This is a genomic window from Frigoribacterium sp. CG_9.8 (assembly GCF_015751965.1).
Lineage (GTDB): Bacteria > Actinomycetota > Actinomycetes > Actinomycetales > Microbacteriaceae > Lacisediminihabitans.
The window spans coordinates 55,008-69,618 of record NZ_JADOVH010000007.1; the positions used below are offsets into that span (position 1 = coordinate 55,008).

General features: G+C 62.4%; 11 protein-coding genes, 1 tRNA gene and 2 pseudogenes. 7 read left to right on the plus strand and 7 right to left on the minus strand.

Translation table 11 applies throughout. The annotated features are described in order from the left end of the window. Positions 1-11: 11 nt before the first annotated feature. Positions 12-842 (plus strand): hypothetical protein, encoded by an 831-nt coding sequence (locus IWX88_RS12950; RefSeq protein ID WP_196830945.1) that lies wholly within the window; start codon positions 12-14, stop codon positions 840-842. Positions 843-968: 126 nt separating this feature from the next. On the opposite strand, the pseudogene IWX88_RS12955 reads toward IWX88_RS12950, so the two are convergent. From IWX88_RS12955 to IWX88_RS12965, 3 genes and pseudogenes are all read right to left on the minus strand, one after another. After that, positions 969-1,295 (minus strand): annotated as a pseudogene (locus IWX88_RS12955) (transposase); the annotation flags it as partial. 212 nt (positions 1,296-1,507) lie between these two features. Further along, positions 1,508-2,932: an alpha-amylase family protein gene (locus IWX88_RS12960; protein ID WP_196830947.1), complete on the minus strand. Its 1,425-nt coding sequence runs from the start codon at positions 2,930-2,932 to the stop codon at positions 1,508-1,510. Positions 2,933-3,757: 825 nt separating this feature from the next. Next, positions 3,758-3,830, minus strand: a tRNA-Arg gene (locus IWX88_RS12965). A gap of 205 nt (positions 3,831-4,035) precedes the next feature. Here IWX88_RS12965 and IWX88_RS12970 point away from each other — a divergent pair. From IWX88_RS12970 to mmsB, 6 genes are all read left to right on the plus strand, one after another. After that, the gene (locus tag IWX88_RS12970) at positions 4,036-4,911 is read left to right on the plus strand and encodes a tryptophan 2,3-dioxygenase (RefSeq protein ID WP_196830948.1); all 876 of its coding nucleotides are present in this window, start codon (positions 4,036-4,038) and stop codon (positions 4,909-4,911) included. Positions 4,912-4,919: 8 nt separating this feature from the next. Then, complete coding sequence (locus IWX88_RS12975; protein WP_196830949.1) at positions 4,920-5,474, plus strand: hypothetical protein; 555 nt, start codon at positions 4,920-4,922, stop codon at positions 5,472-5,474. Between the two features lie 12 nt (positions 5,475-5,486). Next, positions 5,487-5,849, plus strand: a complete 363-nt coding sequence (locus IWX88_RS12980) for a hypothetical protein (RefSeq protein ID WP_196830950.1) — start codon at positions 5,487-5,489, stop codon at positions 5,847-5,849. After that, complete coding sequence (locus IWX88_RS12985) at positions 5,846-7,075, plus strand: kynureninase (protein ID WP_196830951.1); 1,230 nt, start codon at positions 5,846-5,848, stop codon at positions 7,073-7,075. Before IWX88_RS12980 ends, IWX88_RS12985 begins: the two co-directional genes overlap by 4 nt. A 299-nt stretch (positions 7,076-7,374) precedes the next feature. Further along, positions 7,375-8,772, plus strand: a complete 1,398-nt coding sequence (locus tag IWX88_RS12990; protein ID WP_196830952.1) for an MFS transporter — start codon at positions 7,375-7,377, stop codon at positions 8,770-8,772. A gap of 66 nt (positions 8,773-8,838) precedes the next feature. Then, positions 8,839-9,741 carry a 3-hydroxyisobutyrate dehydrogenase gene (gene mmsB, locus IWX88_RS12995; protein ID WP_196830953.1) on the plus strand — a complete coding sequence of 301 codons (903 nt, stop codon included), beginning with the start codon at positions 8,839-8,841 and terminating at the stop codon, positions 9,739-9,741. 72 nt (positions 9,742-9,813) lie between these two features. Here mmsB and IWX88_RS13000 read toward each other — a convergent pair whose 3' ends face one another. The 4 genes and pseudogenes from IWX88_RS13000 to IWX88_RS13015 all read right to left on the minus strand — a co-directional run bounded on the left by IWX88_RS13000 (position 9,814) and on the right by IWX88_RS13015 (position 14,411). Continuing rightward, positions 9,814-11,127: an MFS transporter gene (locus IWX88_RS13000; protein WP_196830954.1), complete on the minus strand. Its 1,314-nt coding sequence runs from the start codon at positions 11,125-11,127 to the stop codon at positions 9,814-9,816. A gap of 58 nt (positions 11,128-11,185) precedes the next feature. Beyond that, on the minus strand, positions 11,186-12,358 hold the full coding sequence (gene argE, locus IWX88_RS13005; RefSeq protein WP_196830956.1) for an acetylornithine deacetylase: 1,173 nt from the start codon (positions 12,356-12,358) through the stop codon (positions 11,186-11,188). Positions 12,359-12,505: 147 nt separating this feature from the next. Next, a pseudogene (locus IWX88_RS14335) lies at positions 12,506-13,218 on the minus strand (DUF981 family protein). Positions 13,219-13,364: 146 nt separating this feature from the next. Beyond that, the gene (locus tag IWX88_RS13015; RefSeq protein WP_196830957.1) at positions 13,365-14,411 is read right to left on the minus strand and encodes a DUF1524 domain-containing protein; all 1,047 of its coding nucleotides are present in this window, start codon (positions 14,409-14,411) and stop codon (positions 13,365-13,367) included. Between the last annotated feature and the right edge of the window lie 200 nt (positions 14,412-14,611).

Sequence of the window (14,611 nt, forward strand, 5' to 3'; positions counted from 1 at the left end):
GGATCACTGACATGACGCCGGCGAATGATGAAGAACTGCAGGTGCTGCGCAAACGTGCATACGGGCCGAATGCCGATATTCATCGTGACCCCGGCGCGTTCGAGAGACTTCGTGAGCTTGAGGGCGCAGTGCGTGGGTCGGTTGCGTTCATTGACTCTGGCGATTTCGACGCTGGCTCCACGCCGGCAGAGCAGGCTGGCGTCACGCCGGCAGAGCAGGCTGGCGTCACGTCGGCAGAGCAGGCTGGCGTCACGTCGACACAGCAGGCTGAAACTGCGTCGGCCCCAGTCGAAGACGAGACAGCACTTCCAGCCAAGACAGAACTCCGACCGTTGTCGCGAGTGGGCCGCTCCCGCTTGTTGATCGCCCTCGGGCTGGCAGTCGCTTCAATCATCTTCGCCGGTGCGCTGGTCCTGAACCAGCGCCCACAAATTGATCCCCTGCAGGCGGGTGCTCGCGAGGTCGTCCGGTTGTCGGTGGATCCTTCGTATAAGGTCTCCTCCTACTTCTTCGGATCTGAGTTCGGCCGTGACCTCCAGGCTCAGGCTTTCACGGAGTTTGATGGTCTTCGTGCCGTGGTTACTGTCGGCTACGGGGGTGGGTCGAATGATGCCTGTCTGAATCTTTACCCCTCCGCGGTCACCGTCGACCCGAAGGCGAGTTCATTCGCCGGGCGGTTGCGCATCGGCTGCGCGTCAGGCAATTTTCCCCCGAGAATTCAGTTCAGAGCGGATGCCGCAGGCCTCCCCGCAGATTTGCGGTCCGCGTTTCCGAAATCGGCAGCGCTCCAATTCGTCTATGACAGCGCCACCAATGAGGTAGTCGTCTTCGCCGAAAAATGAGGGGTTCAACCAGCTTGACGGCTCTGCTGCATGGATAGGCAGCACAACACAAGCACCACAGGAAATAGTCGCTGTTCTTGGACAGCAAACCCCCGGCGAGGTAGCAGGGGTGCGTCCCTGGTGGTGGTCGGCGGTCACGGTGACCAGGGCCGCGTCGGAGCGTTTGCGACGCTCCAACAGCCACTCCGGGAAATAGGTCCCGGAACGCAACTCCGGGCTCGCGACATCGATCGCCCCGGCCCGGGTATCCAGATCACGATGCCGGTAACCGTTTCGACGGGTGGCGCTCTGAAGGCTTGGTTTGCCCCATTCGGTGCCGACAACCGAATCGGCATCAGCGGACAGCAGCGCCTTGATCATGGTCTGCAGCAGACGTCACATCAAGTCAGGGGACGCATCAGGGAGGGCCTCACCGAGAACTGTCGCAGGGTCGACAATATGTGGAACGGTCATCGTGTTGATGTCCTTCGAGTGGGTTGTCAGAGATTCCTCGAACGATCACACGGTGACCGCGTCCACGCCATCACCGACGCGGTAGGCCACCATGCGTTACACCACCATGCGGGACTCCACTGGAACGAAACCCAAGGGCGATTCAATATGCACGTCAGTGTCGGCCAGTCATCGAGGCCGCGGAAGCCCCAGCTATGGCGTTGGCTATCCACTTATGTACGGGCCCCGGCGTGCAGGGCGATCGAGTCACCGGCGCCCACGGTAGCGGTGAAGGTTCCGTCAGCGGCGACGAAGTAGCTTGGGCCCGAACAGGATCCGCCCGCGCCGGGGTCGCCGTGTTGGACGTCACAGTAGCTTCCTGCGGGCAGGGAGGTCTTGAACGTCTGGCTGATTGCGCCACCCTCGTGGTTGATCACGACGAAGCCCCCACTCCCTCGACCGAAGGCGATCGCATTGTTGCCGTTAGACCACCAGTTCGTCACCGAGGTGCCCGTCACGGCATTGCGGAAGGCGACCATGTTCGCGATCTGCCGCCAGGCGTGCTGGCACTTCCAGCCGTCGCTGTAGCAGGCGTTGACCGTGCCGCCCGTCGGCGGGCCGGCATCCGTGTTGCTGAATTCATAGCCCGAGTACACGTTCGGCGAGCCGTAAGGCCAGGCGAGCATGAAGATGTTCGCGAGCGTGTACGTGCTGCCGTCCTTGTAGCTGAGGGTCGAGCCGTTGCGCTCGGTGTCCCAGTTGTCCACGAAGACTCGCGCCTTGTTGCTCGCGAGGTAGCCCCACGACTCGCCCCATGTGTTCAGGTAGGCGATCTTGTCGCTGGTGAACATGCGTTTGAGGTCGAAGGCCCCACGGAATTCGTCGACATCGCCGGTCGAGGTGTATTCGCCCGGCTGGACCGCCTCATTTGCGCCGGCGATGACCTCCTGCGCCCAGTAGACGCTTGAGTTGGTCAGCTTTGCCTTGATGGCGGAGAGGTCGGTCGCGGCTATGTGCTTGGCGCCGTCGATCCGGAAACCGTCGGCACCGAGGGCGCTGAGGTGGTTGAGGTACGCCGCGATGGTTGACTGCACGTAGGTGCTTGCCGTGTTGAGATCGGCGAGGCCGACGAGCTCGCAGTTCTGCACGTTGAAGCGGTCGCTGTAGTTGGTGATCGGGGTCCGGCAGGAGTGGAAGTCCTGGTCCTGGTAGTAGCCCGGGTAGCTGTACTTGCTGTAGACGGTGCCCCCCGTGCCCGTGCCGGAACCCGCACTCATATGGTTGATCACCGCGTCAGCCACGACCTTGACACCGGCGGTGTGGCAGGTGCTGACCATGCTCGAAAAGGCGGCCTCGTTGCCGAGTCGCTCGGCGATCTTGTAGCTGACCGGCTGGTAGGAGGCCCACCACTGCGAGCCCTGGATGTGCTCCTGGGCTGGCGAGACCTCGACAAATCCATACCCCTTGGGACCGAGGGTATTCGTGCAGGCCCGTGCGACCGATGCGAAAGACCACTCGAAGAGCGTCGCCGTGACGTCCTTGGCACCCGGCGGACTTGCATCCGCCCGGGGCGCTGTCGCTCCCACCTCGAGGCTCAGGGTCAGGACGAGGGCCAGGCCGGCCACCGCTGCAATGAACGGACGGATTGATCTGCGCACGATGAAACTCCTTGATCGCGCGCCGGCGGACCACGCCGACGCACTCCATTGGGAACGGGCGATTACGAGCGAGCCGCGGAAACGGAACTCGGCAAATGAGGTGACAAACCCTCGCGTCACACTACTGGAAGCGTTTGCAATAGTGCAAGTGGCTCCGGGAGCGCTTCCTTCCGCAAGGGCCAGGACACACTCATGATGAGGGTTTCCGCGAACAATAATGACACTTGACCTAGCGCAAGTGGGCAATTGCAGCCGGCAGTCTCATGCTCAGCCGAAGCCCGGATTAGTGAGTGACGGCATCCTTGCTTCAGGCGGTGTATCGGTCTGCTGCACGGTTAAGTGTCAGTTTGACGTATGGGTCCCCGACAACGCGTTTGTTTGGTGCCGGGCCGCCGCCGCCGCCTGATGCCATCATCTGCTCAGGAAGGAGGATGGCGGGCATGACCTTCCGTCGGCCAATTCGAGCCGAAGAGGGCCGAAAGTTCCAGCTCGACGCTCTCACCCAGTCGGCTGAGCGGAATGCGCACGGCGCTGCCCGTCGAGCTCACAGTGCGCTGGTCCGCTCAAGGCATCTCGTCGAAGGTCCGCACCGGCGTGCAGCCCCCATAGATGAACACCATTGACCCTCTGTTCCGAGGTCGATAGGTCAACTTCGCCCGATGCACCAAAACCCAGAGAAATACTGGGCTAGGACTCAGCGCAGAGTCCTCACTTCGACCGAAATTCGAGCCAAACGTTTTTCGACTGTGGGCAGGATGTGAGCAAAAACCAAACCAGGCCCGGCCGCATTATAGAAGAAATGCTGCTCAAACCCGTTATTCGATGTGCGCCCGGAGGGATTTGAACCCCCGACCTATTGATCCGTAGTCAATTGCTCTATCCGCTGAGCTACGGGCGCATGTGTCGGGCAAAACCCAACCCCCCGACTATACCAGCCACTCTGGTCGGCACGACTCCCGCCGAGAGGCCGAGGGTGGCGGCAAGTTCGCGGCTGATTTTGTCGAGGCGCCACCCGGTGCGGCTCACAACATCCGTAACAGCGGATGCCGCACGCCAACTTTCATTCCTTAGGATGACCGCCGCCCGATTGATACTGTTGCGCGATGACCGACGAACGCGACCCGGAAGCGATCTCCGCCAACACCCGCGAGCTGGAGACCGACATCGTCACCGACTTCTCGCAGCAACTGAGCTACGGCGAGTATCTCGCGCTTGACGATGTTCTCAATGCCCAGCATCTGCGATCTACGCCCGCTCATCACGATGAAATGCTGTTCATCATCCAGCACCAGACCAGCGAGCTCTGGCTGAAGCTGATGATCCATGAGCTGCGATCGGCACGAGCTGCGCTGCAGCGGGATGACCTCGGCACAGCGCTCAAGCGCATCGCACGGGTGAAGCACATCCAGGTCTCGATGACCGAACAGTGGTCGGTTCTCGCGACGCTCACTCCCTCCGAGTACGTGGAGTTTCGCCGCTTTCTGGCAACGTCATCCGGATTCCAGTCTTATCAATATCGCGCTGTCGAGTTTCTGCTCGGCAACAAAAATGCCAAGATGCTCGACGTGTTCGCGAGCGAGCCGACAGCGCACGCCGTTCTCGAGCAACTTCTGGTGGAGCCGACTCTGTACGACGAGTTTCTGCACTTTCTGGCTCGCGCGGGCTACCCGATTCCGACCGCCGTGCTCGAGCGCGACGTGACCCTCGCCCACGTCTTCACGCCAGAGCTCGTTCCGGTGTTCGTGTCGATCTACCGGTCGTCGAGTGATAACTGGCGGGTCTATGAGGCGTGCGAAGAGTTCGTCGACCTCGAAGACAACTTCCAACTCTGGCGCTTTCGCCATCTGCGCACGGTGTCGCGCACGATCGGCATCAAGAGCGGTACCGGCGGATCGAGCGGCGTGCAGTTTCTCGAACGAGCGCTCAGCCTCACCTTCTTTCCCGAGCTGTTCGCCGTGCGCAACGAGATCGGCGCGTAATGGCGTCGATGCGCGCCGGTCGAGCGCTCATCGATGACTGCTGGATCGACGGGATGATCCTTTCCGGCTTCTGCGACAGCCATGTGCACCTCGGACTCGTCGATGCCGCAGAGCTCATGCCCCACGGCATCGCGCGGGTGCTCGACCTCGGCTGGGATCCGGAGATCTCGCGCCACTGGCCCGCAGGTGCGCATCTCGGAGGGCCGACCGTCGACATCGCGGGACCGATACTTACGGCCCGTGGCGGATATCCGGGAACATCCGACTGGGCTCCGGCAGCGGCTGCCCGGGAGATTCATACTCCGGCGGATGCGGAATCCGCCGTCGCCCACATCCTCAGCATCGGTGGGCGCGTGGCGAAGATTGCACTGAACAGCGACGGAGGACCCGTGTGGCCGGATGATCTGCTCGCGGCGGTCGTATCGATCGCTCACCGGGCCGGGTTGCCCGTCATAGCGCACCCGGAGGGAGCCGGCCAGGCCGAGCGCGCGCTCACCGCCGGGGTCGACACGCTTGCCCATACGCCGTGGACCGAGCACATCGACGACGAACTATTGCGATAGATGGCGGGCCGCATGTCGTGGATCTCGACCATCGACATCCACGGTTGGGGTGATTACGGGGCCGACTTCGATCGGGCCGTCAGCAATCTCGAGAGGTTTGCTGCGGTCGGTGGACGGGTGCACTACGGCACCGATCTCGGCAACGGCCCGGTGCCTGTCGGGTTGAATCGTCGGGAACTCGACGCGCTCTGCGCATGCCTGCCAGACGGGGATTCCGTGATCGGATCGCTCGGCGGCATCCTCCCACCGCTCGACCAGCCACTCGCCGTATCGTTTATACCCGGCCCGGCATACGACAGTTCAACCGGCCTCGTCGACTGGCTCTGCACGAGCATCGTCGTTGCCGTCACTCACCTAGAGGAGATCCCGACATGACCATTGGCACCACTCTTCCCAGTGCACGCGAGCTTGACGCGACGGATCCGCTGGCTGGGTTCACTGCCCGGTTCATCGGAAGCAACGAGGTGGTGGCCTATCTCGATGGCAACTCGCTCGGGCGTCCGCTCGCCGTGACGGTCGACCGGGTCTCCGAGTTCATCACCGGCGCCTGGGGCTCGCGGCTCATCCGCTCATGGGACGAACAGTGGATGCAACTGCCCTTCACCCTGGGGGATCGAATCGGTCGAGTCACACTCGGCGCCGCCGCCGGGCAGACCGTCGTCGGTGACTCGACAACTGTGCTGCTCTACAAGCTCATCCGCGCGGCAGTGGATGCCCGGCCCGGACGCACCGAGATCGTGATCGACACCGACAACTTCCCGACCGATCGCTACCTGCTCGAGGGGATTGCTGCCGAGCGTGGACTCACGCTGCGGTGGATTGAAGCCGATCCGCAGGGCGGAGTCACCGCGCAGCTCGTTCGCGATGCGGTCAACGAGCACACGGCGCTCGTGGTTCTGAGTCATATCGCCTACCGCTCCGGCTACATCGCCGATGTGCCAGCGATTACCGACGTGATCCACCGGTGCGGTGCTCTGGTCCTGTGGGATCTGTGCCACTCCGCCGGATCGGTGCCGACCTTCCTTGACGAGTGGGATGTCGACCTCGCGGTCGGCTGCAGCTACAAATACCTCAACGGCGGGCCGGGTGCGCCCGCATACGCCTATGTGCGATCGAGCCTCCAGGATTCCCTGCACCAGCCAATCTGGGGGTGGATGGGCGCTGACAATGTTTTTGCGATGGCCGACGGTTTCGTACCCGCCTCCGGGATGCGTCGCTTCCTGAGCGGCACACCGCCGGTGCTCGGGATGGTACCGATGCACGACATGCTCGAGTTGATCGAGGAGGTTGGTATCGCGGCGATTCGCGAGAAGTCGCTCCGCCTCACCGACTTCGTCATCCGCTGGGCCGAGGCCAACCTCTCCGAGTTCGGCGTGACCGTCGGTGGTCCGCGCGCCGACGCCGAGCGGGGAAGCCATGTGACGCTGCAGCATCCGCAATTCGAGAAGGTCACACCGCTGCTCTGGGAGCGCGACATCATCCCGGACTTCCGCTTTCCCAACGGCTTGCGCATCGGCCTCTCACCCCTGAGCACGAGCTTTGCCGAGGTCGAAATCGGGCTGGAAAATGTGCGCGACATCATGCGGACCCTACCGATGTAGTTCCTGTCTCCTTTCAGCCGCGTGTGTTCCTGTTCGACAGGTCTCTGTCGGCTCGAACACGCTCGAACAGGCTCAGCCGTGCCGCAGAGGAACAACTACCGCGTTGCGCAGGCGTCAGTGCGATCGCGAGCACGCGCTCGCGGATGTGTATTTTTGCAGATGCCCGATGCACAAAAGGACATTGACGCGCCTGCCCCCGGAGATCACGCTCGTAAGTGCAACTTATGCAGGACACCGAGGATCTGTCGCCGGTTGCACCCAAGCGAAGTGTGTCAGCGAAGACACCGAAGGAGTGCTGGATGAGTACACCCAATGCCGCAACGAGACACTCCCAGACTGCACCGTCAGGCCTGAAAAAAGTCGCGATTGCCTCGATGGCGGGCACAACGGTCGAATGGTACGAATTCTTTCTCTATGCGGCGGGCTCCACTCTGGTTTTCGGGCCACTGTTCTTCCCTGCGACAGGCAGCCAGCTCGACGGCATCATTGCCGCCTTCATCACCTATGCCGTCGGCTTCCTTGCGAGGCCCATCGGCGGCATTGTCTTCGGACATTTCGGAGATAAGTACGGTCGAAAGCGACTGCTGCAACTGAGCCTGATCATGGTGGGCGGGTCGACCTTCCTGATGGGGTGCCTACCCGTCTTCGACCAGATCGGCTACTGGGCGCCGGCGCTGCTGGTGGTCCTGCGCTTCGTTCAGGGCTTCGCGGTAGGCGGCGAATGGGGCGGCGCAGTGCTGCTGGTTGCGGAACACAGCCCGAACGAGTCCCGCGGATTCTGGTCGAGTTGGCCGCAAGCCGCCGTACCGATGGGCAATCTGCTCGCCACCGGCGTGCTCTTCCTGCTCTCCGCAACCCTCTCCACCGAGGCCTTCCTCGGCTGGGGCTGGCGCGTCGCCTTCTGGCTCTCCGTCATCATCGTCGCCATCGGCTACTACATCCGTACCAAGGTGAGTGACGCGCCGATCTTCGTCGAGGCGCGGGAAGTTCGGGAGGCAAGCGAGGCCGCACAGGCCTCTACCGCCGAGAAGAGCTACGGCATGATCGAGGTCTTCCGCCACTATCCTCGCGCCGTCTTCACCGCGATGGGGCTTCGTTTTGCGGAAAATATTCTGTATTACATCGTGATCACGTTCTCGCTCACCTATCTCAAGGTGGTGGTGGAGTTCGACACCACTCGGATCCTGCTTCTGCTGCTGGTCGCCAGCGCAATCGAGTTCACTGCGATGCCTCTGGTGGGCCGGCTGTCTGATCGGCTCGGCCGCCGCCCGGTCTACCTGACCGGTGCGATTCTCGGTGGCACCTGGGGGTTCTTCGCGTTCCCGATGATGGACACGGGAAACGAGGCCTTCATCCTGGCAGCGGTCACCATCGGCCTCCTCTTCCACGCGATGATGTATGCCGGGCAGCCGTCGATTATGGCGGAGATGTTCCCCACCCGGATGCGGTACTCCGGGGTCTCGCTCGGCTACCAGGTGACCTCCATCGTGGCTGGATCTCTTTCCCCGATCATCGCCACCAGCCTGCTGAGTGCGTTCGGGTCTTCAGTACCGGTCGCGCTGTACCTCATGGCCGCCTGCATCATCACCGCCGTCACGGTGCTCACGCTCAAGGAGACCCGTGGAATCTCGCTGCATGATGTCGATGCCGAGGATGTGCGGCGCACGCAGGAGCGGTTGGCCACGGCGGCGAAGTAGGCTGATGGCCCGCGCGACAGGTGATGGACGGGCCACGGCCCGATAAAAGCAAGGGGGCTCACGCCAATGGCTACAGTCGGGTGGATCGGATTAGGAAACATGGGCGGCCCGATGGCAGCCAACATGGTCAAGGCTGGGCACGTTGTACGCGGGTTCGATCTCAACTCTGAGGCGGTCAGCGCGGCCGCAGAGGCTGGCATCCGACCCGTCACCAGCATTGCCGAAGCCGTGGATGGCGCTGATGTTCTCTTCACCATGCTGCCAAAGGGTGAACATGCTCGAGCGGTCTACTTCGGTGACCATGGCGTTCTGGCGCACGCCAGCACGAGCACACTGCTGGTGGACTCCTCAACGATTGACATGGAGTCTGCGAGGGCTCTGCACGATGCCGCTGCCGTCGCCGGCTTCCGCTTCGTGGATGCCCCGGTGTCAGGTGGGATGAGCGGCGCCCAGGCCGGCACCCTCACGTTTATGATCGGCGGGGAAGCATCCACCGTGACAGATGCCAGCGCCTATATCGAGCCGATGTCGGGCAACATCATCGCCACCGGAGCCGCGACGACCGGCCAGGCGGCAAAGATCTGCAACAATCTCATGCTTTTTATTAATCTGGCTGGAGCGGCGGAGGGGGCCGTACTTGCCGACCGCCTCGGTCTCGACAAGCAGGTGTTCTGGGATATCGCCTCCGTTTCCTCCGGTGACAGCTGGGCGTTGCGCACGTGGTACCCGGTGGCTGGAGTGGTTCCCACCGCGGCGTCAAACAACGACTTCGCTCCCACCTTCACCACCGAGTTGGCCAACAAAGACATAAACCTCGCCATCGCCGCCGCCGTCGCCGTCGATATCCCCCTGGAGATCGGCGAGCATGTGCAGCAGCTATTCCAGCGCCTGATCGACTCAGGCAACGCAGCAAAAGACTGTTCGATGATCGTCAAGCTCGTCGATGGCAGTCTCGAAACGACAGCCTGAAACCTCGGATGCCCGGCCCCAGTTGTCACCCACACTCGGAGCCTCGCTGTGCTCCGCTACCGCTGGGCTCCACTAGCGCTGTGCAAACGCCTTCCGCGACACGAGCACGCTCGCGAGCGACAGTGCCGCGATGGACACCAGATAGAACCCCGGCACGAGCAGTGACCCGGTGGACGCGATCAGGGCGACGAGTATGACCGGCGCGAAACCACCGAATACCGTCACCCCGATGTTGTAGCCGAGGGACATGCCCGTGGTGCGCACCTGCACCGGGAAGATGGTTGAGATAAGGGCGGGCAGCGGCGCAAAATAGCCCGTGGCCAGCACCCCGAGCACGAGCTCGATGACAACGATGGTCCACAGCGTTGGACTCGCGTTGATCAATACGAACAGCGGAATCCCGAGCACAATCGTGCCGATCGCGGCCCAGGTCATCACGCGGGCCGGGCCCACCGCATCCGAGAGCCGGCCAATGAACGGCGACCCGAAGGTCATCACGACACCGAACACGAGTGTCGAGACAAATGCGATCTGTGGCGACATCCCGAGGTTGACTGTTGCGTAGGTGGGCATGTAGAGGGCGGTGTAGATGCTCACCGAGCCGAGTGCCACGACGCCAACCATCGTCCAGAGCCGACCGCCGTTGGCCACAAAGGTGTCCTTGAGAGGGGACTTCGACGGCTCCATGGCCAGAAATTCGGGAGTGTCCTGCATCTTTGAGCGGATGTACCACCCGACCGGTCCGATCAGCAGGGCGAAGATAAATGGCACCCGCCAGCCCCAGCTACTGAGGCTCTGCGCGCTCAAATAGGTGTTGAGGAAGAACCCAAACACTCCGGCGAGCAGAATCGCCGCCCCCTGGGTTGCGACCTGCCAGCTGGCATAGAACGCCTTGCGGTTCGGTGCGTGCTCAACCAGAAAGGCAGTAGCCGTGCCGAATTCCCCGCCCGCCGCGAAGCCCTGCAGCAAGCGGGCAAGCAGAATGATCACCGCAGCAGCCACGCCGATCATGGCGGCGGTTGGCGCAAGTACGATCATGAGCGTGCCGAGGAACATCAGTGAGATCGACACCAGCATGCCAGCCTTGCGGCCCGACTTATCGGCGTAGCGACCAATGAATATCCCGCCGAGCGGACGCATGATGAACGAAATCCCAAACGAGCCGAAGGCGAGCAGCGGCGACACCGTCGCATCGTTGGTGGGAAAGAACAGCCGCGAAATTGTCACGGCGAAGGTGCCGTACACGATGACATCGAACCATTCGAGGCCGTTCCCGATCGAGGCCGCGATCACGGCCTTTCGCGCCTGCTTCTTGCGCTCGATCAGCTCGAGCGTGTCAGGCGCCGTTGTCGCGACGGAGGAGAGGTCAGGTGTGCGGTCAGTCATGCGGTCTCTTTTCGTGAACGTCGCGGGAAACTGCGGGCGTAGGTGCACTCGACAAGAATCAGTCGGCGGAGAGGTGCTCGGCCAACGCCAGCATGAACTCTTCGCAGGCCTGGATCTGCGCGAGCTCCACATACTCATTTGCCGTGTGCCCTTGCCGGATACTTCCGGGGCCACACACCGCAGTATCGATTCCGGCCAGCTGGAACAGGCCGGCTTCTGTGGCGTAGCCAACGGCATCCTCTGCCGAACTCCCGGTGAGAGCTTGCGCAAGGTGTAACGCGGCACCCGTGCCATCGGCACTCAATGACGGCACGGCACCAATGGCATCGATGCGGATGTCTGCGGCCGCGTTCTCCTCACGCATCGCCGCGCGCAGGTCGCCGAGAACAAAGTCCGTAATTGCCCCGATCACCCCGGTTGGATCCACACCAGGGATCGTGCGGAACTCGAACTCGAACTCGCACCGGTCAGCCACCGTGTTCACCGCCACACCGCCGTCGATCATGCCAACGTTCGCGGTCGTGTACGGAACCTCGAAACTCGTATCGAACGGACCCTCCAGCCGGTGCTGGTCGGCAATCTGCCGAATGAGCGCAATAGCGCGCGCGGCGTACTCGATGGCATTCACACCGTTGGGAGTGTTCGAAGAGTGCGACGCGAGCCCCGTCACGCTCACCCGGTAGAGGTAGCTGCTCTTGTGGGCCGACACCGGACGCATGCTGGTGGGCTCGCCGACGAAACAGATATCTGGGCTGATCCCCCGCGACGCGAGCTCCTTCAGCAGAGTGACGGCGCCGTGACATCCCACCTCTTCGTCATAAGTGAAGGCCAGATGCAGCGGCGCGCTGAGGCGACGCCCCAGAAATTCGGGGAGCATGCTGAGGATCACGCCGCTGAACGCCTTCATGTCAGCCGTGCCGCGGCCGTAGAGCCGGTCACCGCGGATCTCGGCGACGAACGGGTCGCTATCCCACTTTTGGCCGTCCACGGGAACCGTATCGGTGTGCCCGGCGAGCATGACCCCGCCGGTCATGGAGCCGTCGTGGGCGGGGATGGTGACGAACAGATTGGCTTTGGTACCGTCGGCGTTCGGCACGAGCACCGGATCGAGGTCGAGCGCGACCAGCGCCTGCCTCATCACGTCGATCAACTCCAGATTGGAAAAGCGGCTCGTGGTGTCGTAGGAGACGAGAGTGGTCACCCAATCAAGAGAAGTGCTGGTCTTCGTCATAACAATGTGTCCTTAGATCGGGAACGGGAGGGGCAAATTGCCTTCCCCTAGCCGCGCAGGTTGCCCGCATTGGGCGAACACGACCGCAATTCCAGACAACGGCCATCACGGCGCACGGCGCTGGCTGCGGGAGGGATGGGCGTCTTCTCACATGGTGTTGAGGATGAGGCCGATGTGGGTGAAGTAGTTGAGCGCACCGAAAACGAGTAGTGCGAATCCGCTCAATCCCCAGAGAATTGCGATGAACAGCTGCAACCGCGTTCCGGTCGGTGGCTGTGTCTTCCTCGGCAGAGCGAATGGGAAGAGCACGGCGCCCACACCGGTGATGCCGAAAGGTCCAGACATGAAGATCGCCTCGACCCACGGGTATTTTGCGAACGCCCCGCTGATCGGCTCTTCCGGCGGCGCTGCAAAAAGTTGGAAGACCAGGCCCGCGATCGCGATAGCCCCGAGCGCAAGACCATCCCGAAGATAAAGATGGATAGCGGCCGCACGGTTTTCGACAGGTGCATCAGCGGATCACCCGACGCCTCGATCACCGTGCCGCGTCTCCACAGGTAGAGGGCACCGGCGAGCAGCAGCACACCGAAGGCGAGACTCGGCTCACCAAAAATGATGTTGTCGAAAGGGAAATACTTCGCAAACGGCCACGTGAGTGTCATGTGCAAGCCAGTCAGGGTGAGGATTGCACCCGGCACGGCGAGAGCGAGCGACCAACCTTCCAGGTGGGTGACCTCTTTTTTCAGCAGCGAACGCCCAAACCAGACCAGCGTCAGCAGAGCAGCCCCCGCCGCCACCGCCATAATCGTGTTGTAGGTCGGCATCTGGGTCCAGTCGATCTTCAGGCCGCTGGATACCATCACGACAGTGCCTCCTCAGTGCACCCGGCAGCGACGCCAAACCCCCCAGGTGTGGGGTAGTGCTCGATCTTAACACTAGACGCAGCCCGAGCCGCCGGTCACGCTGCACCTGGGTTTGGTCACCTGTGGTCGCAGTCAGGCACGTTTCATTCGCAGCCCACACCGTCACCGTCGCGATCGAATTTCGGTGCATATCCAGGATCGCCCGCGCGGATCGGCGCGGCTCCGGCTGCGTGCACCGCTGTGCAGTTCGCATAGAAAGTGGACCCTGGAGCAGGGACGGCTGGAGCAGGCACCGGCACGACCCCGACCGGTGCGGGGGCAAATGAGGAGGTCAAGGCACGCGCGTTCGGGCAGTCTCTGAGGATTCGCACCATGGCTTCCTTCTCAGCCTGAGTGACCCACAGTCCATATGTTGCCTTCACCGATACTTGCCGGCTGACATAGTCGCAGCGAAACGCCTTGTTCGACGGCAACCAGGTGGCAGTGTCGCCGTCGCCCTTCTGGCTGTTCGAACGACCGTCGACGGCGAGCAGGTTGAGCGGATCGTTGGCGAAAGTAAACCGCTGCGATTGGGACAGTTGCTGTGCACCGGTTTGCCAGGCGTTTGACAAAGAGACCACGTGGTCGATCTGCACGAGAGTGGAGGTGGTGTTGCCGCGAAAAAAATTCATGCTCCGACCCGTGTACGGCTCGATGAACGACCCGCTGAGAACCTTGCACGATCCAGCCTTCACGGTGGTGATGAGATCGCGGGCGAGGATATCGTTGCGGGTGTCACAGCCGTTGCGGTCGACATCCAACCAGGCTTGACCAAAGTTTGCGGTGCGGTCGTACCCGGTCTTCGGTGCCTTGCCCTTGACTGCGAGCGTTGCCAGGAGCGCGATCGCAGTGGTGTTCGTCGCTGTGCCGTCGGAAATTGCCACCGCGGTTGGATCTGTGGATCCGGTCACCGTCGACGGATCTCCCGGGTCACTCTCGGTGAAACCCACCGCCGGTGCCGGCGATGCCGATGGTTGTGCGCTGGTGGAGCTGCGTGGTTTTGCCGTTGGGATGTAGTCGACCGCAGGCGCCGCGCCAGCGCAGCCGACCATGGACAGGACAAGGCCGGATCCGGCTACGACGGCAATCGAGCGGTAGACGATCGGGATGAATGTCCATCCGACGCGGAACACCGGTTTCGGGTCTGTCATGGTGGCTCCAGGTTATGCACCAGCGATCGACCAACTGCGACACGGTCATCTGATGATTTGTCAGAGCATAGCCGCGAAGTCGGGGGACTTTATTCTCTTTCCGACCGCAGGATCCATCTGAACCCCTGATCAGAGGGCAGAAAGTGAAGGGACACCGCGTAGACGGAGGTTTGCAACGCGCACCGGCGCATCGCCTGGAT